The sequence below is a fragment of the Nioella sp. genome, assembly GCF_965215655.1.
In the GTDB taxonomy this organism is placed as follows: domain Bacteria; phylum Pseudomonadota; class Alphaproteobacteria; order Rhodobacterales; family Rhodobacteraceae; genus Nioella.
On the sequence record NZ_OZ244111.1, the window covers coordinates 1,731,134 to 1,756,187 of the forward strand.

The 25,054-nt window shown below is 64.1% G+C and carries 18 protein-coding genes; 12 read left to right on the plus strand and 6 right to left on the minus strand.

What is annotated here, in order from left to right:
• The first annotated feature begins 56 nt into the window (after nt 1-56).
• The 4 genes from ACOOEX_RS08830 (at nt 57) to ACOOEX_RS08845 (ending at nt 5,200) form a co-directional block, all read left to right on the plus strand.
• Nucleotides 57-1,646, plus strand: a complete 1,590-nt coding sequence (locus ACOOEX_RS08830) for a helicase HerA-like domain-containing protein (RefSeq protein WP_420398054.1) — start codon at nt 57-59, stop codon at nt 1,644-1,646.
• Nucleotides 1,647-1,912: 266 nt separating this feature from the next.
• Nucleotides 1,913-3,886, plus strand: coding sequence for a heme lyase CcmF/NrfE family subunit (locus ACOOEX_RS08835; RefSeq protein WP_420398055.1), 1,974 nt, complete (start codon nt 1,913-1,915; stop codon nt 3,884-3,886).
• On the plus strand, nt 3,883-4,344 hold the full coding sequence (locus ACOOEX_RS08840) for a cytochrome c-type biogenesis protein (protein WP_071689773.1): 462 nt from the start codon (nt 3,883-3,885) through the stop codon (nt 4,342-4,344). Before ACOOEX_RS08835 ends, ACOOEX_RS08840 begins: the two co-directional genes overlap by 4 nt.
• Before the next feature lie 79 nt (nt 4,345-4,423).
• Nucleotides 4,424-5,200, plus strand: coding sequence for an enoyl-CoA hydratase-related protein (locus ACOOEX_RS08845; protein WP_420398056.1), 777 nt, complete (start codon nt 4,424-4,426; stop codon nt 5,198-5,200).
• Between the two features lie 99 nt (nt 5,201-5,299).
• Here the strand turns inward: ACOOEX_RS08845 and ACOOEX_RS08850 are convergent, their stop codons facing one another.
• The 3 genes from ACOOEX_RS08850 to ccmI are packed head-to-tail and all read right to left on the minus strand — an operon-like array spanning nt 5,300 to nt 7,289.
• Nucleotides 5,300-5,536, minus strand: a complete 237-nt coding sequence (locus tag ACOOEX_RS08850) for a DUF1289 domain-containing protein (protein WP_420398057.1) — start codon at nt 5,534-5,536, stop codon at nt 5,300-5,302.
• The gene (gene ruvX, locus ACOOEX_RS08855; RefSeq protein WP_420398058.1) at nt 5,533-6,012 is read right to left on the minus strand and encodes a Holliday junction resolvase RuvX; all 480 of its coding nucleotides are present in this window, start codon (nt 6,010-6,012) and stop codon (nt 5,533-5,535) included. The genes ACOOEX_RS08850 and ruvX overlap by 4 nt, the downstream gene beginning before the upstream one ends.
• A complete protein-coding gene (gene ccmI / locus ACOOEX_RS08860; RefSeq protein ID WP_420398059.1) occupies nt 6,009-7,289 on the minus strand; it encodes a c-type cytochrome biogenesis protein CcmI in 1,281 nt (426 codons plus the stop codon). The genes ruvX and ccmI overlap by 4 nt, the downstream gene beginning before the upstream one ends.
• A gap of 191 nt (nt 7,290-7,480) precedes the next feature.
• Between ccmI and ACOOEX_RS08865 the strand changes: the two genes are divergently transcribed.
• The 6 genes from ACOOEX_RS08865 to rarD all read left to right on the plus strand — a co-directional run bounded on the left by ACOOEX_RS08865 (nt 7,481) and on the right by rarD (nt 14,622).
• Nucleotides 7,481-8,725, plus strand: a complete 1,245-nt coding sequence (locus ACOOEX_RS08865) for a sarcosine oxidase subunit beta family protein (protein ID WP_420398060.1) — start codon at nt 7,481-7,483, stop codon at nt 8,723-8,725.
• Nucleotides 8,726-8,837: 112 nt separating this feature from the next.
• Nucleotides 8,838-9,161, plus strand: a complete 324-nt coding sequence (locus ACOOEX_RS08870; protein ID WP_420398061.1) for a sarcosine oxidase subunit delta — start codon at nt 8,838-8,840, stop codon at nt 9,159-9,161.
• The gene (locus tag ACOOEX_RS08875; RefSeq protein ID WP_420398062.1) at nt 9,158-12,169 is read left to right on the plus strand and encodes a sarcosine oxidase subunit alpha family protein; all 3,012 of its coding nucleotides are present in this window, start codon (nt 9,158-9,160) and stop codon (nt 12,167-12,169) included. Before ACOOEX_RS08870 ends, ACOOEX_RS08875 begins: the two co-directional genes overlap by 4 nt.
• Nucleotides 12,162-12,725, plus strand: coding sequence for a sarcosine oxidase subunit gamma (locus ACOOEX_RS08880; RefSeq protein WP_420398063.1), 564 nt, complete (start codon nt 12,162-12,164; stop codon nt 12,723-12,725). Before ACOOEX_RS08875 ends, ACOOEX_RS08880 begins: the two co-directional genes overlap by 8 nt.
• Before the next feature lie 265 nt (nt 12,726-12,990).
• Nucleotides 12,991-13,596: a superoxide dismutase gene (locus ACOOEX_RS08885; RefSeq protein ID WP_420398064.1), complete on the plus strand. Its 606-nt coding sequence runs from the start codon at nt 12,991-12,993 to the stop codon at nt 13,594-13,596.
• A 147-nt stretch (nt 13,597-13,743) separates the two neighbouring features.
• A complete protein-coding gene (gene rarD / locus ACOOEX_RS08890; RefSeq protein ID WP_420398065.1) occupies nt 13,744-14,622 on the plus strand; it encodes an EamA family transporter RarD in 879 nt (292 codons plus the stop codon).
• Here the strand turns inward: rarD and ACOOEX_RS08895 are convergent.
• A complete protein-coding gene (locus tag ACOOEX_RS08895) occupies nt 14,588-15,139 on the minus strand; it encodes a TIGR00730 family Rossman fold protein (protein WP_420398066.1) in 552 nt (183 codons plus the stop codon). The two genes, rarD and ACOOEX_RS08895, sit on opposite strands and share 35 nt — an antisense overlap.
• Before the next feature lie 107 nt (nt 15,140-15,246).
• On the opposite strand from ACOOEX_RS08895, the gene ACOOEX_RS08900 reads away from it, so the two are divergent.
• Both ACOOEX_RS08900 and ACOOEX_RS08905 read left to right on the plus strand, forming a co-directional pair.
• Nucleotides 15,247-17,532, plus strand: coding sequence for a LysM peptidoglycan-binding domain-containing protein (locus tag ACOOEX_RS08900; protein ID WP_420398067.1), 2,286 nt, complete (start codon nt 15,247-15,249; stop codon nt 17,530-17,532).
• 115 nt (nt 17,533-17,647) lie between these two features.
• On the plus strand, nt 17,648-19,573 hold the full coding sequence (locus ACOOEX_RS08905) for an ABCB family ABC transporter ATP-binding protein/permease (RefSeq protein WP_420398068.1): 1,926 nt from the start codon (nt 17,648-17,650) through the stop codon (nt 19,571-19,573).
• Between the two features lie 246 nt (nt 19,574-19,819).
• On the opposite strand, the gene ACOOEX_RS08910 is transcribed toward ACOOEX_RS08905, so the two are convergent.
• Together ACOOEX_RS08910 and ACOOEX_RS08915 are read right to left on the minus strand one after the other, a co-directional pair.
• Nucleotides 19,820-23,584, minus strand: a complete 3,765-nt coding sequence (locus ACOOEX_RS08910; RefSeq protein WP_420398069.1) for an efflux RND transporter permease subunit — start codon at nt 23,582-23,584, stop codon at nt 19,820-19,822.
• Nucleotides 23,581-24,882: an efflux RND transporter periplasmic adaptor subunit gene (locus ACOOEX_RS08915; protein WP_420398355.1), complete on the minus strand. Its 1,302-nt coding sequence runs from the start codon at nt 24,880-24,882 to the stop codon at nt 23,581-23,583. Before ACOOEX_RS08915 ends, ACOOEX_RS08910 begins: the two co-directional genes overlap by 4 nt.
• Nucleotides 24,883-25,054: the final 172 nt, after the last annotated feature.

The following is a 25,054-nucleotide window of genomic DNA, read 5'->3' on the forward strand; positions in this document are numbered from 1 at the left end:
ACAGGATGGTTAAGATTGTATTGTGCGGGGCGAAGAATTTCAGACAGGGGCAGATCATGTCGGACAGCATTTTCATTGGCGGCGGGGGTGAAGACTACGGGGTGGCGCAGCACATGCTGCTGAAATACGCCAACCGGCACGGGCTGATCGCGGGGGCGACCGGAACCGGCAAGACCGTCACTTTGCAGATTCTGGCTGAAAGCTTCTCCGCCAATGGCGTGCCGGTCTTCCTGTCCGACGTCAAAGGGGATCTCTCTGGCCTGGGCGCGGCGGGAAGCGAACGCTTCAAGCTGCATGACGCCTTCATGGAACGTGCGGGGCGGATCGGGTTTGCCGACTACGCCTACCGCGCCTTCCCGGTGACCTTCTGGGATCTCTATGGTGAGGCCGGGCATCCGGTGCGCACGACGATTTCGGAAATGGGGCCCTTGCTGATTTCGAGGCTTCTGGAACTGTCCGAGGCACAGGAGGGCATCCTCAACATAGCCTTCCGGGTGGCGGATGAACAGGGGCTGGCGCTGCTGGACCTGAAAGACCTGCAATCGCTGCTCGTTTGGGTGGGGGAGAACCGCAAGACGCTGAGCCTGCGCTACGGCAATGTCTCCACCGCCTCGATCGGGGCGATCCAGCGGCGGCTGCTGGTGCTGGAGGGGCAGGGGGGGGACAAGCTGTTTGGCGAACCGGCGCTGGACCTCACCGATATCATGAAGACCGATGCCGATGGTCTGGGGCGGATCAACATTCTGGCCGCCGACAAGCTGATGGGGTCGCCCCGGCTTTATGCGACCTTCCTGTTGTGGCTGCTCTCTGAACTGTTCGAGGAACTGCCCGAGGTGGGCGACCCGGACAAGCCGAAGCTGGTCTTCTTCTTCGACGAGGCGCATCTGCTGTTCGACGACGCGCCCAAGGCGCTGGTGGACAAGGTGGAACAGGTGGCGCGGCTGATCCGGTCCAAGGGCGTTGGCGTCTATTTCATCACCCAGAACCCGGCGGATGTGCCCGAGGATGTGCTGGGACAGCTTGGCAACCGGGTCCAACACGCGCTGCGCGCCTATACGGCCAAGGACCGGCGCGACCTGCGGCAGGCCGCCGAGAACTATCGCGACAACCCGGCTTTCGATATCGAGGACGCGATACGGGAAGTGGGCGTGGGCGAGGCCGTAACCTCGATGCTGGAACGCAAGGGCATCCCCGGCATGGCGGAACGCACGCTCATCCGTCCTCCCTCGTCGCAACTGGGGCCGATGGCCGATGCGATGCGCGCAGGCCTGATCGCAACCTCGCCCATTGCCGGGAAATACGAGGCGCAGGTGGATCGGGAAAGCGCCTTCGAGATCCTGCAGGCGCGGGCTGAAGCCGCTGCGCGGGAGGCAGAGGAGGCGGAGACGGTCGAGGAAGAGACCGAGAGCGCGGCAGAGCGCGAATACCGCGCCGGACGGCGCTATTCCGGCAATCGCGTGGGACGGTCCAGTTCGCGGGTGTCCCGGCCGGAACCCGAAGAGGAACGCCCGCGCCGCCGGTCGTCGTCGCGGCGCAGCGATTCGGTCGGGACCGCTTTTGCCAAGAGCTTTGCCCGGCAACTGGGAACCCAATCGGGCCGCGCGGTGGTGCGGGGCATTCTGGGGGGGCTTTTTCGCGGGAGATAAGCGGTTTCGCCGCCTGCCGGCGTCGACCCGGGAACGGCCCGGCTCGACCCCCGCTTGCGCGGGGGCACTCACCCGTGCCGTGTTGCCACGGAGATGTGGCGGGGATCGGGATTGACCTGACGCGGGGACGCCGGTTGCCGCGTCGGATGCCTCCGGCGGAGGTATTTGGGCCAAGATGAACGGGCAGTGCGGCAGGCGGTCACGGAGGCGTGTGTGGCGGACGGTTGGGCTTGGCGGTCGGGCATGGCTGCTCTAGGTTGGCAGACATGATCGTAGAGCTTGGACATTTCACCCTCATTCTCGCCTTTGCCGTCTCGATCTTCCAGACGGTTGTGCCCCTTGTCGGGGCCCATAAGGGCTGGCCCGAATGGATGGCCGCCGCCGCACCCGCCGCGAGCGCGCAATTCCTTCTGACGGCCGTCAGCTTCGGCGCGCTGACCTTTGCTTTCGTGACCTCCGATTTCTCGGTGGCGCTGGTGACCGCGAATTCGCATACGCTGAAGCCACTGCTCTACAAGATCACCGGGGTCTGGGGAAATCATGAGGGGTCACTGCTGCTTTGGGTGCTGATCCTGACCCTGTTCGGGGCCATGGCCGCGTGGTTCGGGGGCAACCTGCCGCCGCGTCTGCGCGCGCGGGTTCTGGGGGTGCAAAGCAGTATCGGCGTGGCGTTCTTTGCCTTTATCCTTTTCACCTCGAACCCATTCCTGCGGCTGGAAAGCCCGCCGATGAACGGGGGCGATCTGAACCCGCTCTTGCAGGACCCCGGCCTGGCCTTTCATCCGCCCTTCCTCTACCTGGGCTATGTGGGCCTCAGCATGGCGTTTTCCTTTGCCGTCGCCGCCTTGCTGGAGGGCCGTGTGGATGCCGCCTGGGGCCGATGGGTGCGGCCCTGGACGCTGGCGGCCTGGTTGTTCCTGACCATCGGGATCGGGCTTGGGTCCTGGTGGGCCTATTACGAGCTTGGCTGGGGCGGGTTCTGGTTCTGGGATCCCGTTGAAAACGCCAGCTTCATGCCCTGGCTGATCTCGGCGGCGCTGCTGCATTCGGCCATCGTGGTGGAAAAGCGCGAGGCGCTGAAAAGCTGGACGATCCTTCTGGCGATCCTGGCCTTCGGTTTTTCGCTCATTGGCACCTTCATCGTGCGCTCGGGCGTCATCACCTCGGTCCATGCCTTTGCCAATGACCCGGAGCGCGGCGTCTTCATCCTGTTCATCCTGGCTTTCTTCATGGGCGGGGCCTTCCTGCTGTTTGCCCTGCGGGCAGGCGCGATGGAGGCCAAGGGCGTGTTCGGTATTGTCAGTCGCGAAAGCGCACTTGTGCTGAACAATGTGCTTCTGGCGGTGTCCTGTTTCGTCGTCTTCATTGGAACGATCTGGCCGCTTCTGTCGGAGATGTTCTTCGACCGGACCCTGTCGGTCGGGCCGCCCTTTTTCAACGCGGCCTTCTCGCCCTTTGTCTTCGTTCTGGCCGTGACGCTGCCGATCGGCTCGGTGATGCCGTGGAAACGAGCCAGCATCGGCCGGGCCATGCGTCAGCAGATGCCGGCGGCCGCGCTGGCCGTGGCGGGCGGGTTGCTGGCCTACGCCGTCTTTACCGGGCATTCGGCCATAGGCCCCGTGTTCATCGCGCTGGCGGTCTGGCTGGTGGCCGGGGCGGTTGTCGACCTGTTCACCCGCACCGGGCGCGGAGCGCTTGGGGCGCGTCTGTCGCGGCTGACCCGGCTGCCGCGGGCGGATTGGGGCAAGGCGGTGGCCCATGCGGGCTTTGGCCTGACGCTGTTTGGCGTGGCTGCCCTGACCACCTATGAATCGGAGGATATCCGTATTGCCCGGCTCGGCGAGGCTTTCGACGTCGGCCCCTACGAGATCACCCTGACCGCCGTGAGAGAGCATGAGGGGCCGAACTATATCGCCCTGATGGGAACGGTCGAAGTGGCGCGCGACGGAGACCTGGTGTCCACCCTGCATCCGGAACGGCGTTTCTATCCGGTGGCGCGCATGCCCACGACCGAGGCGGCCATCGACAATGGTGTGTCGCGCGATGTCTATGTCGTGCTTGGCGAACCGCAACAGGGGGGCTTTGCCTTGCGCACCTATATCAAGCCCTGGGCAAACTGGATCTGGGGCGGGTCGATCATCATGGCGCTTGGCGGGTTGCTGTCCCTGTCAGACCGGCGGTACCGGGTTGCGGCCGGGGCACGCCGCCAGGCCGAACCGAAGGGAGTGCCCGCGGAATGAAGCGGCTCTTGCTGATCCTGTGCCTGTTGGCCTCCCCCCTGTGGGCGGTCGAACCGGATGAAATGCTGGCCGATCCGGTCCTGGAGGAACGGGCACGGGACATCTCGGCGGGGCTGCGTTGCGTGGTCTGTCGCAACGAATCGATCGACGAAAGCAATGCGGACCTGGCGCGGGATCTGCGGCTCTTGGTGCGCGAACGGCTGGTCGAGGGCGACAGCGATGACGAGGTTGTGGACTATATCGTCGAGCGCTATGGCGAATACGTGCTGCTCAGGCCGACGCTGACCGGGTCGAACCTGGTATTGTGGCTGGCGGGGCCGGGCATGGCGCTGATCGGACTGGGGCTGGCCTTCGGATATCTTCGCAGCCAGTCACGGCGGAAAGCCGAGGGAGAGGCCGCTCCTACCGGGCTCTCTGATGCGGAACAGGCGCGGCTGCGGCAGATCATGGAAGACTGACGCCGCGTTGCCCTTCCGGTCGGGCGGCTTGGCCCTTATCTGTCAGGGCGATTGCGCAAGACCGAGGGAATGCACGGCCATGGACTACCAGACACTTACCAGCGATTTGCACGACGGCGTTGCTGTCATTACCCTGCGGCGTCCGGATGTGATGAACTCCTTCAACACCCAGATGCGGGCCGAGCTGTGCCACGCGGTTCAGACGGCGGGACAAGCAGCGCGCGTGGGCGTTATCACGGGCGAGGGACGTGCCTTTTCCGCCGGGCAGGATCTGGGCGATACCGGCAATCTCAACGATCTAAACCTCGAAAAACTGCTGCGCGATGAATATTCCCCGATCCTGCGTGCCATTGCAGAAGTGCCGATTCCGATCATCGCGGCGGTGAACGGGGTCGCGGCGGGCGCGGGGGCCAATATCGCGCTGGCCTGTGACGTGGTGATCGCGGCAGAAAGCGCGTCCTTCATGCAGGCGTTTTCCAGGATCGGGCTGATCCCTGACGCAGGCGGTACCTACACGCTGCCGCGCAAGGTTGGCTTTGCCAAGGCCATGGGGCTTGCGCTCTTTGCCGAGAAGCTGAGCGCGCGCGAGGCCGACGAGATGGGGTTGATCTGGGAAGCCGTGGACGATGCAAGCTTCGAGGCCCATTGGAAGGCCCGCGCACAGCATCTGGCGAACGGACCGACACAGGCCTTTTCGCGGATCAAAAAGGCGCTGCGCGAAAGCCTTGGCAACGATATGGAAGATCAGTTGATGCTGGAGGCAAAGCTTCAGGGGCAGGCAGGCAAGACACGCGATTTCAAAGAAGGCGTGCTGGCGTTCCTGGAAAAGCGACCGGCGCATTTCGAGGGACGGTAATCGACGGTATTCACTGGGCGCGGGGAAGGCTTTTGCAAAAGCCTTTCAAGGATCTTGCAAGATCCTTCCACCGCCCCGTTGGGACGTTCTGAACGATTGTCAGAGGTCGCGCTTCAATCGGGCCGCGCGGCCGCCCCGTCGCTTCTGGATCAGGCTTTGGCGCCCCGGCAGCTCCGCCATGATGCGGTGGCGATCCTCGGGCGACATGCGGCTCCAGGCCCCGATCTCGTCGATGGAGCGCAGGCAGCCGGTGCACAGCCTCGCCTCAGGATGCACCACGCAGATCTTCACGCAGGGGCTTTCGATCTCGTCGCGTTTCCAGACCTGATCCGTCATCCATCGGCACCTTTCAAATGGGCCAGCCTGTCCAGCGCCCCTTGCAGGATAAACCCGGCGGCAACATGGTCGATCACCTCTGCGCGACGTTTTCGGGACGTATCCGCCTCCAACAGCGCCCGTTCGGCGGCCACGGTGGACAGGCGTTCGTCCCAGAAGGTGATGGGCATATCCACAAGCCGGTCCAGATTGCGGGCAAAGGCGCGGGTGGCCTGAGCGCGGGGGCCTTCGCTGCCATCCATGTTCATCGGCAGGCCGAGCACCAGCCCGCCAACAGACCGATGCGTCAGGATCTTCTGCAAGGCCGCAGCATCCTGGGTGAATTTCACCCGACGGATGGTTTCCAGCGGCGTCGAGACGCTGAGGAACGGGTCGGATACGGCTACGCCGATGGTCTTGGTGCCAAGATCGAGCCCGGCAAGGGCGCGCATGGGCGGCAGGGCGGCGGCAAAGGCCGCAACATCTTCGAAGATCACTCGTCTGGCTCCCGCAGGGGGGCATCGTCCGGCAAGGGCATATCGCCGGCTGCATCAAGCGGCGCACCCGCTGCACGGATGATTTCAAGCGCCGCATCAGACCGGGCAAAGGCGGACAGGGCCTCCTGATAGATCGGCCGCGCCCGGTCCGGTTGCCCCAGCACGATATAGGCAGAGATCAGCCGCGCCCATTCCTCGGGCGTGCCGCCCTCGTTGGCCAGCCGTTCGGAAAGACCCGCAACCATGCTTTCGATCATCGCCTGTCGGTCTTCTGCCGACATCGCGCCTGCGGCTTCGATATCTTCGGCTGTGGGGCCGGGCTGGTTGGGCAGGGGCGGCTGTGGCAGTTGTTCGACCGAGATGTCATCGCCCGCCATGGCCGCGACAATCTCGATCTGTTCGCGGATGGCGGTCAGCCAGGGGGCGTCGGGCTCGCTCTCGGCCAACAGGTTGCGCCAGATCGGATAGCCCAGATCGGGGCGCCCCTGTTGGGCATACATCAGCCCGACGTAATAGCGCGCGGCGCCGTTCATGCGATCTTCCTGCAGGACGCTGTTCAGCAGCGCTTCGGCCTCCGGCGAGACATAGCCACCGGCGGCCATGAACATCATCTCCGCCAGGTCCAGCCGGTGCTGCGCCGTGGCCTCGTCCCCCAAGACCTCGATCAGATGCGCCTGTGCCGTTCGGGCCGCGACGTAGTTGCCAACGCGCGCCTCCTCGAAGGCCAGAAGGCGCAGCCCCTCCGGTTCATCGGGGTGATCGCGCATGGTTTCACGCAATTCCGCCACCAGTTCGGCCCGGCGCGGGTCCGGGTCTTCGCGAGTCTGGCTGGGGGCGCCCGCCTCTGCCTCCGCTTGGGTCGGTCGTTCGGCGCGGGCCTGTTCGACGAGGGATATCCGCGTCTCGATCGGAAGGTCCGGGTAGCCCGGCGCACCGATGATGTTATAGAGCCAGAAGGCCCCCGTAATCACCACGGCAACTCCCGCCACGACGGTAATGCGCTGCGGACGCCCGGCATGTGCCTCCGCTGTCTGGGCCTGCAACGCGCGGTCGGCCTCCAGCACCCGGCGGGCGACCTCTGTGCGGGTGCGTTCGGCCTCGTCCTCGGTCAGAACTCCACGCGCCAGGTCCTTGTCGATCTCGCGCAGCTGGTCACGATAAACCTGCAGATCATAGGCCGCCGTCGGATCGGCCGCGTCACGAGACCGCCACGCGGCCATGACCAGCGCCGCGCCGATCAGCAAAGACAGCAGCCCTGCCAGCATCCAGAAACCCATGATCCCTCCGCGCTTATCCTTCTGGACACATCTATACACCGCAAGGCCGTATCAAAAGCCCCAAACCGGCCCGAAAAGCGACATCCCACTGCGCGCCTTGTCGCATTTTCCTTGCGAAATGCCGCCGGGGGGTGGACCGGATCGGGCGCAATCCAGCATGTAGTTCGGGCACGCAGCCGTCGGGGATTACCATGCGCCGTTATTCCGCCTTTGCCATCGCCCGCGAAGCCGCCCGCTACCATCAGGGATGGGAACGGGCCTGGGCCTCGCCTGAGCCGAAGAAATCCTATGATGCGATCATCGTGGGGGCAGGGGGGCATGGGCTCGCCACCGCCTTCTATCTGGGCAAGAATTTCGGCATCACCAATGTCGCGGTGATCGAAAAGGGCTGGCTTGGCGGCGGCAATACGGGCCGCAACACCACCATCATCCGCTCGAACTACCTTCAGGACGCCTCTGCCGCGATCTATGAGAAGGCCCGCAGCCTCTACGAGACGATGAGCCAGGATCTGAACTACAACGTGATGTTCAGCCCCCGCGGCGTCATCATGCTGGCCCAGACTCATCACGAGGTGCGCGGCTACCAGCGGACGGCCCATGCCAACGCGCTTCAGGGGGTGAAGACCGAGTTCATCAGTCCTCAGCGCGTCAAGGAAATCGTGCCGATCATCAATCTCGACGGGCCGCGCTACCCGGTTCTGGGCGGCCTCTGGCAGGCGCGCGGAGGCACCGCCCGGCACGACGCCGTGGCCTGGGGCTATGCGCGGGCCTGTTCCGACATGGGCATGGACATCATCCAGAAGACGGAAGTGACCGGCATCCGCAAGGAAAACGGCGCTGTTGTCGGCGTCGAAACCTCGCGCGGCTTTATCGGCACCAAAAAACTGGGCATCGTCGTGGCGGGCCATTCCGGCGTGCTGGCCGATATGGCGGGCTTCCGCCTGCCGATCGAATCCGTGGCGCTGCAAGCGCTTGTCTCCGAACCCATCAAACCCTGCATGGATTGCGTCGTCATGGCCAACACCGTGCACGGCTACATGAGCCAGTCGGATAAGGGCGAGATGGTCATCGGCGGCGGCGCGGACGGGTACAACAACTACACGCAACGCGGGTCGTTCCATCATATCGAGGAGACCGTGCGCGCGCTGGTGGAAACCTTCCCGATGATCTCGCGCCTCAAGCAGCTGCGCCAGTGGGGCGGGATCGTGGACATGACCGGCGACCGCTCGCCCATCCTGTCCAAGACGCCCGTGGAGGGTATCTTCATCAACTGCGGATGGGGCACCGGCGGCTTCAAGGCGATCCCCGGCTCCGGCTGGGGCTTTGCCGAGCTGATGGCACGCGGCTACTCGCCGCTGACCGCCGAATTCGGCCTCAACCGCTTCAGGGAAGGCCGCTTCATCGACGAAAGCGTCGCGGCCGGAGTGGCGCACTGATGGTCGGCAGGAAGAATTTTCTGGAAAATTCTTCGGGTCGAAAATTCTTCCAGAAGAATTTTCCTGCGCCCGGATCGGAAACCGAAGTAATCTACAAGGGGAAGAGCGAGAAATGCTGATCCTGGAATGCCCCTGCTGCGGCGTGATGGCCGATGAAACGGAACTCGCCCCCGGTGGCGAGGCGCATCTGAAGCGCTACGGCCCCGGCTCCTCGGACGAGGAGTTTGAGGGCTACCTCTTCCACCGCGCGAACCCCAAGGGCGTGCATTTTGAACGCTGGCGGCACGCGAATGGCTGCGGCAAGTGGTTCCTCGCGGCCCGCTGCACCAACACGCTGGAGGTCTTCGCCACCTATTCGGCCCAGACCCCGGAACCGCCCAAACACGTCATCGACGCCATTGCGGCCCGCCGCCCCGACTGGAGCATTGAGGCATGAGCACCCGTCTGTCTTCCGGCGGTCGCCTGATCGACCGCAGCGCCGCCCGCGACTTCACTTTCAACGGCAAGCGCCTGACCGGTTATGCCGGCGACACGCTGGCCTCCGCTTTGCTGGCCAATGGTCAGATTCTGATGGGCCGGTCCTTCAAATATCACCGTCCGCGTGGCGTCGTGGCCTCGGGCGCGGAGGAGCCCAATGCGCTGATGGGCATCGGCAAGGGATCGCGGTTCGAACCGAACCAGCGGGCCACCACGACCGAGCTTTTCGATGGGCTGGAGGCGGAAAGCCAGAACCACTGGCCGAGCCTCGAATTCGACGTAGGCGCCGTGAACAACAGCCTCGCGAAATTCTTCCCGGCGGGATTCTACTACAAGACCTTCATGTTCCCGCGTCCGGCGTGGAAGCACCTTTTTGAACCCATCGTCCGTCATTCCGCCGGTCTGGGCAAAGCCCCCAAGGACCGCGACGCGGATCGGTATGAGCATTTCTATGCCTTCGTCGATGTGATGATCGTGGGTGGCGGCATCGCCGGTCTTCAGGCCGCGCTGACCGCAGGGGCCACTGGCGCACGGGTGCTGCTGGTGGAACAAACCGCCCATTGGGGTGGCCGCGCGCCCGTAGATGGGGTCGAGATCGACGGCCAGCCTGCCGATGAATGGATCAAGAACGCCCTGCAAACCCTTGAAGGCATGGACAATGTGCGCGTTCGCAGCCGCACCATGGCCTCGGGCGTCTATGACCATGGCTATGTGCTGGCCTATGAACGTCTGACCGATCATGCGCCTGAAATGGATGGCCCGCGCCATCGCCTGTGGCGCATCCGCGCCAAGCAGGTCATCACCGCAACCGGCGCGCTGGAACGGCCCCTGTCTTTCGCAGGCAACGACATTCCCGGTGTGATGCTGGCCTCTGCCGTGCGCGATTACGTGGTGAACTGGGGTGTCAGCCCCGGTGATCGGACCGTGGTCGTGACCAATAACGACGACGCCTACCGAACCGCGCTGGCGCTGCATGGGGCCGGTCTGGCCGTGCCCGCCATCGTGGACGCCCGCGCCACCGTAACCGGCGATCTGCCCGAAGCGGCCCGCGCCGCCGGCATCCGGGTTCTGACCGGGACCGGCATCGCGTCGGTGAAGGGCAAGAAAGCCGTGACCGGCGTGGCGCTTTGTGCGCAGGCCGGGGAAGGCGCCGTTACCGAAGAGATCGCCTGCGAAGCGGTTGCCATGTCGGGCGGCTGGTCGCCGGTCGTGCACCTGTGGTCCCATTGCGGCGGCAAGCTGACCTGGGACGCGGCGCAGGCCTGTTTCCGCCCCGACCATGACCGCGCGCCCACCAGCCATGACGGCAAGCCCTTCGTGACAGCCGCGGGCGCTGCCGATGGTGTGCTTGGCTCTGCCGATGCACTGGCCTCTGGCAGCAACGCGGCGGTAAGGGTAGCCAAGGCACTTGGCCTCTCCGCCACCGCTTCCGCGCCGTTCGCCAATGACCCGCACGAGACCCCGATGGAGGCTGTCTGGATCATGCCGCAGGGCGCTGGCCCCGCGAAACGCATGAAGATGTGGCTGGACTATCAGAACGACGTGAAGGTTTCCGACGTGCGGCTTGCCGCGCAGGAAGGCTATGAAAGCGTCGAACACACTAAGCGTTATACCACGCTTGGCATGGCCACGGATCAGGGGAAGCTCAGCAATATCAACGGTTTGGCAACCCTTGCCTCGGCGCTGAACGACGAGATTCCCAACGTCGGCACCACCACCTTCCGCCCGCCCTACACGCCCATTTCCATGGGCGCCATCGCGGGCGAGGCGCGCGGGGACGTGTTCCAGCCGCTGCGCCGCACGCCGATGCATGCCTGGCACGAGGAACAGGGTGCCTACATGGAGCCCGTGGGCCACTGGCGCCGTCCCTATTGTTACCCGCGTGCGGGCGAAACCCATGAACAGGCGGTCCACCGCGAGGTTCTGGCAACCCGCAACAGCCTCGGACTGCTCGACGCCTCGACCCTTGGCAAGATCATAGTCAAGGGGCCCGATGCGGGCCGCTTCATGGATATGCTCTACACCAACATGATGAGCACCCTGAAGCCCGGCAAATGCCGCTATGGCCTGATGTGCAACGAAAACGGCTTCCTGATGGATGACGGTGTCGTGGCGCGGATCGACGAGGATACGTTCCTTGTCCACACCACCTCGGGCGGGGCGGAACATACCCATGCCCATATGGAAGACTGGCTGCAATGCGAATGGTGGGACTGGAAGGTGCACACCGTCAACGTGACTGAGCAATTTGCGCAAGTTGCCGTCGTCGGCCCCAATGCGCGCAAACTGCTGGAAAAACTGGGCACGGATATGGACCTGTCCGCCGAGGCGCTGCCCTTCATGGGGTGGGCTGAGGGCAAGATCGGCGGTTTCAACACCCGCGTCTTCCGTATCTCCTTCTCGGGCGAGCTCAGCTTCGAGATTGCCGTTCCCGCCAGCCAGGGCCGCGCTTTCTGGGACGCGCTGCACGAGTCGGGTGCCGAATGGAACGCCACCGCCTACGGCACCGAGGCGCTGCATATCATGCGGGCCGAGAAGGGCTTCATCATGATCGGCGACGAAACCGACGGTACCGTGATCCCGCAGGATCTGGGCCTTGGCTGGGCGATCTCGAAGAAGAAAGAGGACTACCTGGGCAAACGCGCGCAGGAGCGCAGCCACATGACCGATCCGACCCGCTGGAAACTGGTTGGGCTGGAAACGCTGGATGGGTCAGTAATCCCTGATGGTTCCTACGCGGTGGCCTCCGGCACCAATGCCAACGGGCAGGGAAATACCCAGGGTCGGATCACGTCGACATATCACTCGCCCACTCTGGGCAAGGGCATCGCCATGGGGCTGGTTCTGAACGGGCCGGACCGGATGGGCGAAGTGATCGAGTTCAACAAGGTGGATGGCACCACGGTGCCCGCGAAAATCGTGAACCCGGTGTTCTACGACCCGGAAGGGGAGAAGCAGAATGTCTGACGTCAGTGCATTGATGGGCGCGGTGGCCGAGGGCCGGACCCGCGTGGAAGAGGCGGGGCTTGCCGGGATGATCACCCTGCGCGGGGATCTGTCCAACAGCAAGCTGATTGCCGCCGTGACCGGGCTGGCGGGTGTCGAGATGCCCGGCCAGCGAGAGATCAAGACGGGCGATGACAAGGCCGTGGCCTGGATGTCGCGCGACGAGCTGCTGATCATGGTCCCCCATGAGGAGGCGGAGGCCGCTGTCGCCACGCTGTCCACCGCCCTGGCCGGGGAACATGCGACCGTCGCCAATGTCTCGGATGCCCGCGCTCTGTTCCGAGTGGAAGGACCACATGCGCGGGAAGCGATTGCCAAGCTGGCACCCGCCGATCTGCATCCCGAGAGCTTTGGTCCCGGTGAAATGCGCCGCACCCGCATGGCGCAGGTGCCTGCGGCGATCTGGCAAAGCGGGGACGACCAGTTTTCGGTCATCTGTTTCCGGTCCGTTGCGCAGTATGTCTTCGACCTGCTGGCGCTGTCTGCCAAGGACGGCTCGGAAGTCGGATATTTCTGAGCCTGACGGTTGGGGTGGGGAAGCGGTTTCGAAACCCCTTTGTCACGCGCATTCGAATGCGCGTTGAAAAGGGCCTTCCAAGGCCCTTTCTTCATGGCGCTTAGAAGCGCAATCCCGCCCGTCGGCACGGGTAGCGCGCATTGGCCGGGACCGGTCACCTGCATTTCCGCAGGTGAAAAACCTGACCGAAACGCTTGACCAACCGGGGCTTGGGCCTCAGGTAGAGAGTATCCGAATACCCACGCGAACAAGAGGGGCCCTTACAATGGCTTTTGAACTTCCTGACCTTCCCTACGCTCATGATGCACTGGCCGATCTCGGCATGTCCGCCGAGACGCTGGAATACCACCACGACCTGCACCACAAGGCTTATGTCGACAACGGCAACAAGCTGATTGCCGGGACCGAGTGGGAAAACAAGTCGATGGAAGAGATCATCGTGGGCACCTACAACGCCTCTGCCGTTGCGCAGAACGGCATCTTCAACAACATCAGCCAGCTCTGGAACCACAACCAGTTCTGGGAAATGATGGGCCCCGGCGAAAGCGCCATGCCCGGTGAGCTGGAAGCGGCCCTGACCGAAAGCTTCGGCTCGGTCGATGAGTTCAAGTCGCAATTCGCCGCCGCAGGCGCGGGCCAGTTCGGCTCCGGCTGGTGCTGGCTGGTGAAGAATGCCGACGGCTCGCTCGCCGTCACCAAGACCGAGAACGGCGTCAACCCGCTCTGCTTCGGTCAGACCGCGCTTCTGGGCTGCGATGTGTGGGAACATTCCTACTACATCGACTTCCGCAACAAGCGCCCGGCTTACCTCGACAACTTCCTGAACAAGCTGGTGAACTGGGAAAACGTGGCCGCACGCCTCGCCGGCTAATCGGTTTTCTGGACAAGCAGACACATGCGAACCCGTCGGTGATCTTCACCGGCGGGTTTTTTCGTGCTTACAGCAATACCGGTGCTGCTTGACCACATTCGGCCCTCATGAAAGGGGTGGGATGAGATCGACGGGGACCGAGTGGCCATGACCGAGATGCAAAAGGGTATCCTGGCCCTGATCCTGGCCTGCGCCATCTGGGGGCTGGCGCCGATCTTCTACAGAGAGCTTTCTCATGTCGCTCCGTCCGAGGTGTTGGTCCATCGTACCATCTGGTCCTTCGTCAGCTTTGGCCTGGTCCTGGCCCTCCAAGGTCGATTCGGCGAAATCTGGACCGGGCTTGGCGACAAGCGACAGTTGGGCATTTCCTGTTTTTCATCACTGACCATCTCGCGCAACTGGTTCATCTTCATTTTCGCCATTGGCGCGGGCCGGGCGCTGGAGGCGTCCATCGGCTACTACATCTACCCGCTGGTCGCGGTGGTGATCGGGCTTGTGGTGCTGCGCGAGAGCCTGAGCCGCGCTCAGGGGGTGGCGGTCGGGCTTGCCACGCTGGCGGTGCTGGTCCTGACGGTCGGTCTGGGCGTCGCGCCGTGGATCAGCCTCGTTCTGGCGGTCAGTTTTGCCACCTACGGGCTGCTCAAACGCTGGATCGACGCAGGCCCGGTGGTGTCCGTCACCCTCGAAACCCTGCTGCTGACGCCCTTTGCCCTGGCGTTTCTGGCAATCTGGGGACAGGGCGCGTTTTTCTGGGGCTGGTGGGAGGCGCTGCTGCTGGTCCTCTGCGGCCCCGTCACGGCGGTGCCGCTTATTCTGTTTTCCTATGCGGCCAAGCGCGTGCCGATGTCGTCCATGGGGCTCATCCAGTACCTGAACCCGACGCTGCAATTCCTCGTGGCCTGGCTGGTCCTGCTGGAGCCGGTCTCCCACTGGCACGCCATTGCCCTGCCGATGATCTGGCTGGCGCTGGCGCTTTACAGCTGGTCGGTGCTCAGCCCTTCTGCGCGCGGTAGAGCCCGGACATGAGCGCGGGCACATCATCCACGATCTGAAAGAAGTCCAGCAGGCTGGAATCGGCAAAGCCCTGACCGACGATATGGGTCAGAAGGTCGCTTAGCTTTTCCCAGTATCCTGCGGAGTTCAGAAGGAAAATCGGCTTTGAATGCAGGCCGAGCTGGCGCCATGTCAGCACTTCGAAGAACTCGTCCAGCGATCCGGCACCGCCCGGCAGCACCACGATGGCATCGGCATTCATCACCATGACTTTCTTGCGCTCATGCATGGTTTCGGTGACGATGAACGTATCCAGATCGCGCTTGCCGACCTCCATGTTCAGCAGGTGCTCTGGAATCACCCCGAACGTGCCGCCGCCTGCGGCCATGGCCGCCCGCGCGACGATGCCCATCAGCCCCACATCGCCCGCGCCATAGACGAGCCGCATGCCACCTTCTGCCAGCGCCGTGCCAAGCGCTTCGGCATCCTGTGCGTAGCGCGGGGACAAACCGGCACGAGAGCCACAGTAGACACAAACGGAATAGGACATGGGTGAACCTGACTTGATGGTGTTTTGACCCGTGATAGACCTGTTGCTAAGGTCATACAACTGCGCCGGCATGTGGGGACGTGCCGGGGCCTGAGGGGAGAGCAGATATGGCAGCTTCGGCAGGGTCCGGACTTGGGCTAGGCACGGTTGCGGCGGGGGTGGCTGTCGCCGCCGTGGTCGGTGTGGTCGGCTATCAGGTCATCTTTGCACCCGGGCCAGACCCGGTGCCGGAAGGCGTGCCGCAAGGGATCGCAAGCGATCCGGTGGCGGCGCCCGATCCCGATGTGAGCGACCCGGATGTGGAGGTCGCAGTCGAGACTCCCTCACCTGCGACCCCGGCAGAGCCTGACATCCTTCCCGACCTCATCGCCCCGCGCTTCGACCTGGTTCGCGTGGATGCCGCCGGGGGCGCGCTGATTGCCGGTCAGGCCGAAAGCAATGCGGAACTGCGCCTGCTTCTCGACGGGCAGGAAATTCACCTTGCAAGCAGCGATGCGGGCGGGGATTTCGTGGCGATGTTCGATATTCCACCGTCCGAACTGCCTCGTATCCTGAGCCTTGAGATGCTGATGGAGGACGGATCGGTTCTGGTGTCGGAACAAAGCGTTATCATCTCGCCGACCCTGCGCCCCGTGGGTGCGGCCACCGGCACCGAGGTTGCCGCTGCCAACGCAACCGGACCGGATGTGCCAGACGACAGCGGCTTGACAGAGCTTGCCATGGCGTCAGAGCCCGACACGCCCCCGGCCAGTGGCACCACGCCTCTTGCCCCTGCCACGCCCGATCTTCCCGAACAGACCGGCATTGCGGCTGGCGGCGAAGACAGCACCGCACCGGTCAGCGAAAACGGCACCGAGGTCGCGGACTCCGTTGCGGACGAGACGCCAGGTGGCGGACCCGAGCAACCATCGGCGCTTGCGGAGGACTCAGATGGCGCAGGCGAGCCCGATCTGGAAATCGCGTCGCTGGACATCGAGGAAAGCTCTGGCGGTGGCCTGAGCCGCGGCTTGCAGCCGGGAAATGCGGCGGCGGTCTCGGAGACTGACGCTGGCGCCGATGCCCCCTCCAGCGGGGCCGGTCCGGAAGGGCCGACACAGGCGGCTGCGGGCGATGCCCCGCAGGTGACCGTTGAAACCGCCAATGTGCCTCAACCGGATACGGGCGACGGGGCGGGACCGGTTGAGGTGGCGACGGACGCGCCTCCGGCGGATCGTGACAGCCCCGAGATTGCAAGCGCATCGGGTGCAGCGGACCCGGCAGCCCCGGCCGAGGGGACAGAAACCCCGGCTGTCGAGGACAGCAGCCCGGAGATCGCAACCGCCAGCCTTGAGGAAAATGCCGTCACCGTCCCGGAAGACAGTGCCCCCTCTGAGGCATCCGAGGGCACGACGGGGCTGGCTGCGCCAGAGGGCGTGAGCGTTGCGGCTTCGGACACGGCTGAAGGGGACACGGACCCGGCCGCAGCGCAAGGCGCGGGCGGCTCATCTGCGGATGTGGATATGGCGGATTCGGGTGACGCTTCCGCTCCTGCGGGAGGGAACCCGGATCTGGCCGCAGCGCAGGAGACAGGCGACTCGCCCATTGTGGACATGAACGTTGCGGACTCCTCAGCCCCATCACCCGGCGCAGCGGATGGGACCACGGAACTGGCAGCCGCGCAGGAGGCGGCAGATGCTCCTGCTGTGCAAGAAAGCGCGGCGGTTTCCTCTGCTGAGGCAGAGACGCAACCCGCCTCGCAACCCGATGTCGTTGTGACCGAGGACGATTCCGGCGCGTCCCCCTCCGGCTCGCCGCAAGTGGCGGCGACGGACAGCCCGGCAGAAGCCCCGCAGGACAGCCCGGTGATGGAGCCTCAGACACCGACCGTTCTGCTGGCCGACAGTCAGGGCATCCGCGTCATCCAGTCGGGCGACGAGGCCCCGCAGGTGCAATCACAGGTGACGCTGGACACCATTGCCTATGATACGGTTGGCGACGTGGTTCTGGCGGGGCGTGGCCCGGCGGAATCGGATGTGCGTTTCTACCTCAACAACCAGCCCATCCATCTGGCCCCGATCAACCTTCAGGGGGGCTGGCGCACGGCGTTGCCGCAGGTCGATCCCGGCACCTACACGCTGCGTCTGGACGAGGTCAGCGCCGATGGCGCGGTGCAAAGCCGGATCGAAACGCCCTTCCTGCGTGAAGAACCGGAGGCCGTTGCGGCGATCACCTCGGCCTCGGGCGAGAACGTGATCACCGTGCAATGGGGGCACACGCTGTGGGGCATTGCGCAGCAGCATTTTGGCGAGGGCGTGGCCTATGTGCAGATCTACGAGGCCAACCGAGATCAGATCCGCAACCCGGACCTGATCTATCCGGGCCAGATCTTCACCCTGCCGGAGCGGACCGACTGAGCCATGCTTCGGCACATCCGCACATATGGGTCGCGCCCAGGTGATCTGGTCATTCCGGCGGGGCGGGCTTAGGTTGCGCGCAATGCTCCGCCATCCGTGACAGAAAGCCCGCTTCATGCCGCCCACCACCATGACCGATCATCCCAAGGGTTACGAGGCCCGCCGCAGCGGCTGGCGCACCATCCGCAAGGTCGCGCCCTATCTCTGGCCCGACGCCCATCCATGGGTGAAACACCGGGTGCTGGCGGCTCTGGCGATGCTGGTTCTGGGGCGGTTGATCGCAGTCTATACGCCGTTTTTCTATGCCGATGCGGTGGATGTGCTGTCAGGAGAGCTGTCTCCCTCTGGCATGCTGATGATGGGGGCCGTCGGGCTGACCGTGGCCTATGGCGTGGCGCGGGCCATGGCCGTGGGGTTCCAGCAACTGCGCGACGTTGTCTTCGCCAAGGTGGGCCAGCGGGCGCTTAGGCAACTGGCACTGGAAACCTTCGAGCATATCCACGCGCTGTCGCTGCGCTATCACATCACCCGCAAGACCGGCGGCCTCAGCCGGATCATCGAGCGCGGTGTGAAAGGCGTTGAATTCCTGCTGCGTTTCCTGCTGTTTTCCATCGGGCCGCTGGTGATTGAGCTTTTGTTGATCGGCATCGTTCTGGCCGTGCTGTTCGACATCTGGTATTTCGTCGTCGTCCTCGTGACGCTCGCCATTTACATCTGGTTCACCTTCGCGGTGACCGAGTGGCGCGTGAAGATCCGCAAGGAAATGAACGACCAGGACACCGACGCCAATCAGAAGGCGATCGACAGCCTGCTCAATTTCGAAACGGTCAAGTATTTCGGGGCCGAGAAGCGTGAGGCAGAGCGCTATGACAGCGCCATGGCGGGATACGAACGCGCGGCGCTGAAAACGGCCTATTCGCTTGGCTTCCTGAATTTCGGTCAATCGGTGATCATCACCATCGGGTTGGTGATCGTCATGGTCATGGCCGCGGTTGGCGTGAATAACGGCACGCTGACGGTGGGCGATTTCGTCATGGTCAACGCCTATATGATCCAGATCACCATGCCGCTCAATTTCCTTGGCACGGTCTATCGGGAAATCCGCCAGGCACTCGTTGACATGGGCGAGATGTTCGACCTGCTGGAACAGCCCGCCGATGTGGTGGATGCATCGGATGCGCGAGAGTTGACCTGCGACAAGGGCGAGCTGATTTTCGAAGATGTGCGTTTCGGCTATGAGGATGCGCGCCCGATCCTGAAGGGCCTGTCTTTTGCCGTGCCACCGGGGCACACGGTGGCGCTTGTGGGGCCGTCCGGGTCGGGCAAGTCCACCATCGGGCGGCTTCTGTTCCGCTTCTACGACGTGGGCAGCGGTGCGATCCGCATTGACGGGCAGGATCTGCGGTCGGTCACGCAAGCCAGCCTGCACGCCCGCATCGGCGTGGTGCCGCAGGATACGGTGCTGTTCAACGATACGATCCGCTATAACATCGCCTATGGCCGCCCCGATGCGAGCTTCGCCGAGATCAAGGCGGCAGCGCGGGCGGCGAAGATCCACGATTTCATCGAGAGCCTGCCGGAAGGGTACGAGACACCCGTGGGCGAACGCGGGCTGAAGCTGTCTGGCGGGGAAAAGCAGCGGGTGGGGATTGCGCGCACGCTGCTGAAGGATCCGCCGATCCTGCTGCTGGATGAAGCGACCTCCGCGCTTGACACCGAAACCGAGCGCGAGATCCAGGAAGAGCTGAAGATGATGGGGCAGGGGCGCACGGTGATCACCATCGCGCACCGGCTGTCCACGGTGGTCGAAAGCAACCAGATCATCGTTCTGGAAAAAGGCGAGATTGCCGAGCGCGGGACGCATGAGGAGCTGCTGGCGCTGAACGGGCGCTATGCCTCGATGTGGGCGCGGCAGGCGGCCGAGCGCGAAGACGATCAGGGTTCGAGCCTGCGGATCGTAAGTGAAAGTGGTGGAGATGGCACTGCCGCGACCGGGAACCTGCCCGCAGATGGGAAATGGCGGTGGACGCCGGAGTCCTGAGGTTGCACTCGGCCTGACCGGTGTTTCGCCGCCTACGGCGTCGACCGGAGAGCGCTGCGCCTCAAGCCCCTTCGGGGCCCTCGTTGCAGCGCGTTGCCACGGATATGCGGTGAGTAGGACGTGCCCCTCTGACGATCGCACGCGTGGCGGGCGCTGGATGCATTCGGCGGGAGTATTTGGACCAAGAAGTAGGGGCAGGCGGTGCGATCCGTCTGCCCCTTGTGCTTGTGATTTGGGAAAATCGGGTTACTCCGCCGCGCGCAGCGGTGCGTCTGTGGAGGCGTCTTCTTCCTCCTGCGGCGGGTTTTCGGGCGCGGGGGCCTCTTCCGGGGCCTCGATGATGAACACGGGCTGTGGCGGTTCTTCCCACAGAATCTCCGGGTGCCGGGTGCGGCGGGCGGCGCGGGCCAGCGCCCAGTCCTGGGCCCGCTGGCTGACGCCTCGCGCACCGAGACGCCCAATGGCGCGGGCAACCCAGCTCAGGATGGTCCAGAACCAGACTCTGAGTGCCAGCAGTGAAGGGGTCAGGACCAGCGTCAGCACCGTGGCCACACCCAGGCCGAAGACCACCGCCGTTGCCAGTTGTTTCCACCAGAGCGCCGTGGGGCTGTCGACCGAATAGCCGCCTGCCGCGAAATCGAGGCTGATGCCGTACATCATCGGCATGAGACCCGCCATCGTCGTGATGGTGGTGAGCAGCACGGGGCGGATGCGCGCCTCTGCGGTGCGGGTGATCGCCTCCAGCTGCGGCATGTAGCGGCTGTATTCCTGATAGGTGTCGATCAGAACAATGTTGTTGTTCACCACGATCCCCGCAAGCGCGACGATCCCCGTGCCGGTCATGATGATCGAGAAGGTCTGGTCCATGACCAGCATGCCAATCAGGACGCCGACGGTGGACAGCACCACGGCTAGCAGCACCAGTACCGAGTTGTAGACCGAGTTGAACTGCGCCAGCAGGATGATGAACATGAGCCCAAGCGCCGCCCCGAAGGCCTGCCCGAGGAAGGCCTGGCTTTCCTGTTCCTCTTCCTGGTCGCCACCCCATTCCCAACTGACCGAGGCGGGCAGCGGGTTTTCTGTTTCCAGCCATTCAGTGATGGCCGCAATGCGTTCATTCGCGTTGACTGGCGTGAGGGTGAGCGCACCCGTGCGCAGGCCCTCCTGCACGGCAAAGCTGCCCTCTGCGGCGGTTGCATCCTCCAGCCAGCTTTCGCCGGTTTCGGTGTCCGTCAGCATCACGAGCCCGTCCAGCACATCGGCGCGGACGTTGAAAATGCGGCTCTGGTCGCGGCGGTCGATCTCGGCCAGTTGCGGCGCGGGGGTGCGAGTGACGAAATTGGCCAGCGGGACCAGCCCGTCTGCGGTGCGCACGCGCAACGTGTCGAGGGTGGACAGAACGCGGGCCTCTTCCGGGAATCGGACGCGGATCTCGATTTCTTCGTCCGAGGTCGGCACCCGCATCGTGTCCAGCAGAATGCCGCGCGTGACAAGCTGTACCATGGCGCCAACTGTGGCCACATTCGCGCCGTAGCGGCCTGCGGCTTCGACATCGACGGTCAGTTCCCAATCGACGCCGGGCAGGGGCAGGGTATCTTCTACCAGCGTCAGGGCCGGGGTGGCTTCAAACCGGTCGCGGACGAGACGGGTGGCTTCCTGAAGCTCTTCCCAGTTGTCGCCCGCAAGACGCAGGTTCACGGGTTTGCCCGAGGAGGGGCCACGGGACTGGCTGAAGATCTCGGTCCGGATGCCGGGGATCATGTCAAGATCGTCCTGCATGCCCGCGAGGATCGTGTCGCCATCATAGGCCGGGTCGATCACCGTGCGGGGGAACTGGATCAGACCGCCAAGCAAGGATACGGGCGCGTCCAGAACGGGCCGTTCATCCCAGGGCAGAAGGTCGAACTGGACCTGACCGATCGTGTCGCGGGGTTGTTCCGCTCCGCCGGTGTTGTTGTTCAGCCCGCCCTGACCGGAAAAGGCAAAGACATCGCGCACGCCTTCGGTGGCCAGAACCCTCGCCTCGACCTGACGCACCAGCATGTCCATTTCATCGACCGACAGGTTGCCGCGGGCCCGGACATAGACGATGCCGTTCTCGGGCTCTGATTCGACGAAGAACTCGACACCGTTGTTATTGGCCTGGAAGTAGACGAAGACGCTGACCACGAAGAAGATGACCGCACCGATCGTGACCAGCGGCATCACCGGGTTGCCGACGATGGCGTGGATGAACCAGCCGAACGGGCTGCGCCGATAGCCCGCGCGGATTCGCTTCTGTTTGCGATGAATGGCGACAGAGCCGATCATGACAGACATGAGCGAGGCCGCCGCCACGAACATGACCATGCCCGGCAGCATCTGGCGGAAGGCGCTGGCCTCGGGGGCGACGGGGATCAGCCCGCCGGGGCTGATGGTTTCCAGCGCAGCAAGGAACATCAGGTAGCCAGCGCCCGCAGTCAGCAACGCCCGAACCGGCCACCAAGGGATCAGCGCCTTGACGACGGCGGTGCCGTTGTCGATCAGCCGCGAATAGCGGGCGGCGACGCCACCCAGAACCGGCAGGTAGATCAGCGCCACGATCAGCGAGGCAGACAGCACGAAGATCAGCGTCACGGGCAGCATGCCCATGAATTCGCCGGGCACGCCGGGCCAGAACAGCATCGGCAGGAAGGCGCAAAGCGTCGTGGCGGTCGAACTGACGATCGGCCAGAACATCCGCTTGGCGGCATCCGTATAGGCCTGCATGGGACGGGCGCCCTCTGCCAGACGTTTGTCGGCATATTCGACGACCACGATGGCCCCGTCCACCAGCATGCCCACGGCGAGGATCAGGCCGAACATGACAATGTTGGAGATCGTTACCCCCATGATGCCGAGGAAGATGAAGCACAGCAGGAAGGATGTCGGGATCGCAAAACCGACCAGAAGGGCGGAGCGGGTGCCAAGCGCCGCCAACACCACGATCATCACCAGCGCGATGGCGGTCAGGACCGAGCCTTCCAACTGGCTGACCATGCCCTGAACAGTCACGGATTGGTCCAGAGTCGCGGTCACGCTCACTGACTGGCGCAGTTCCTCTGGCCATTCGGCCTGTGCGGCCTCGATCTCGGCCCTGACCAGCGCGGCGGTGTCCATGATGTTGAAACCGAGCCGTTTCACGACCTGCAATGCGATGGCGTTTTCACCGTTGAACCGGGCGGTGCCTTCGCGGTCTTCATAGGTCAGGCGGATCTCGGCCAGATCGCCAAGGGTCACCACCCGGTCCCCATTCACCTTGATCGGCAGGTTGTAGATGTCTTCGGTCGTTTCGAAGCTGGAGGGGATCGAAACGGAAATCGCCCCGCTGGCCGTCGAAACCTCGCCCGCCGCAATCAGCTGGTTGTTGTTCACCACGGCGTCGATCAACTCTCGCGCGGTGACGTTGTAGGCCTCCAGCGCCAGCGGGTCGATGACGACCTCGACCATTTCATCCCGACCCCCGGCAAGTCCGGCCTCAAGGATGGGGGGTAGGGCCTCCAGCCGATCCTGAAGCTCCTGTGCCAGTCGCAACAAGGTGCGTTCCGGGGCCTCGCCAGACAGGGCCACGATGATGATCGGGAATTCGGAGAAGTTGATTTCGTTAATCGAATAGCTTTCGGCGCCGTCCGGGAACTGCGCCTCGGCAGCATCCATCGCCTCGCGGACTTCGGCAATGGTGGCGTCCTTGTCCCAGCCAAACTCGAATTCCAGGAAGATACCCGCATAGCCCTCTGCCGCGGTGGCCGAGATGGTCTGCAACCCGTCGAGATTCTGAAACTCCGCTTCCATCGGGCGGACCAGCAGGCGTTCGCTGTCTTCCGCCGAGATGCCGGGGAAGGGGACCGAGACGAACAGGCCGGGAATGTCGATATCGGGCTCGCCCTCTTTCGGCAGGCCGATATAGGCTGCGGTGCCCACGACCACGGAGAGCACCACGAAAGCCACGACCATCCGGGCGCGTGAGGCGGCCCAGTCCACCATTCCCATCATTGCGAAAGCTCCTGGTAGTGGGGCTGCACGGGCACGCCATCGGTCACGAATTCCTGGCCCACAACGATCACATCCGCCGTGTCCGGCAGGCCGGCCAGAAGCACGCCGTTCATCGTGTCACGCAGATAAGTGACCGGTGCGAAGCGGGCGGTGTTCGTCTCGTCCACGATCCGCAGGCCGAGCAGACCTTCATCATTCAGGGTCAGGGCGGAGGAAGGAAGCAGATGCGCCATCTGCCCGGACGACGCGATCAGGATATCCGCGGTCTGCCCGTCGCTGATGGACAGATCGGTGTTGTCCACCGTGATTTCGACCCGGAAGGTCCGTGTCTGTGGATCGGCAGAGCGGCTGAGGAAAGTGACCGTGCCCACAACCTGCTGACCGGTTGCCAGGCGGGCGCCAGCGCTGGCACCGACGGCGACCCGGCTGACCTCGGCCTCTGGCACGAACCCGACCAGCTTGATCGGATCGAGCTGGATGACCGTGGCGCAGAGCGATCCGGGCTGCATCAGCGACCCGATTTCAGCGGTGTCGCTTTCCAGAAGGCCCTCGAACGGGGCGTGGATCCGAAGGTTGTCGATTTCCTGCTCGGCGCGCAGCACGGCGGCCTCGGCGGCGCTGATGCCGCTTTGGGCGGCCTGAATGGCGGCCTGAGCCGCTTGAACTCCAGCGGCGGCGGACTCGATTCCGGCCTCGGCGGCGCTGACCGTGGCGCTGGCCGATGCGGCGCGGGTTTCCGAGGCAAAGCCGCTTTCACTGAGCCGGCTGGCGGCGTTCGAGTCGATTTCTGCGGCGATCAGGCTGGCTTGTGCTTCAGCCACGCGGGCCCGTGCGGCGGGCAATTGTGCTTCGGCTTCGGGCAGTCGTGCCTGCGCCTCCAGCAAGCGTGCTTCGGCCTCGGCCAGCGCGGCTTCGCGGGTGCCGGGATCTATCTGGCACAGAAGCTGGCCTTCCTCCACGAAGGCCCCGGCGCGGATCGGGTCAGAGATGATGCGGCCAGACGTTTCGGCCCGCACTTCGACCTGCCGGGCGGCTTCCGTGCGGCCCCGAAGCAGAACCGCCGAGTCGACCTCTTCCGCGACCGAGCGGCGCACAACAACGGATACGGTGCCTTCTGGCAGGGCCACGGCGGTCTCTTCTTCCGCAAGCTCGGCGGCCGGAGAGGGGTCTTCGGCTACCGGCACTTCTGTGGAGGCGCGAAACCCGTTGGCGAATTCCACCAGACGCTCGCGCTCCATTACCACGCCGTAGATCACTGCGCACACGAGGATCGCCGTTATAATCGAAAAAATACGCATCATTCGCCTCTTGTAGCGGGCCTGGTTCCGTCGGCCCTACATCTGAGCCTTTGATCACCGTTTCAACCCGCTATTACGCTGAACCAGTCCGTTTAGTTTACTTTTTATGGAATCCGGCTGCAAGACTGAACTGACCAGTTCACTTTTTTGCGTTCCCCTCTGGATTTCCGGG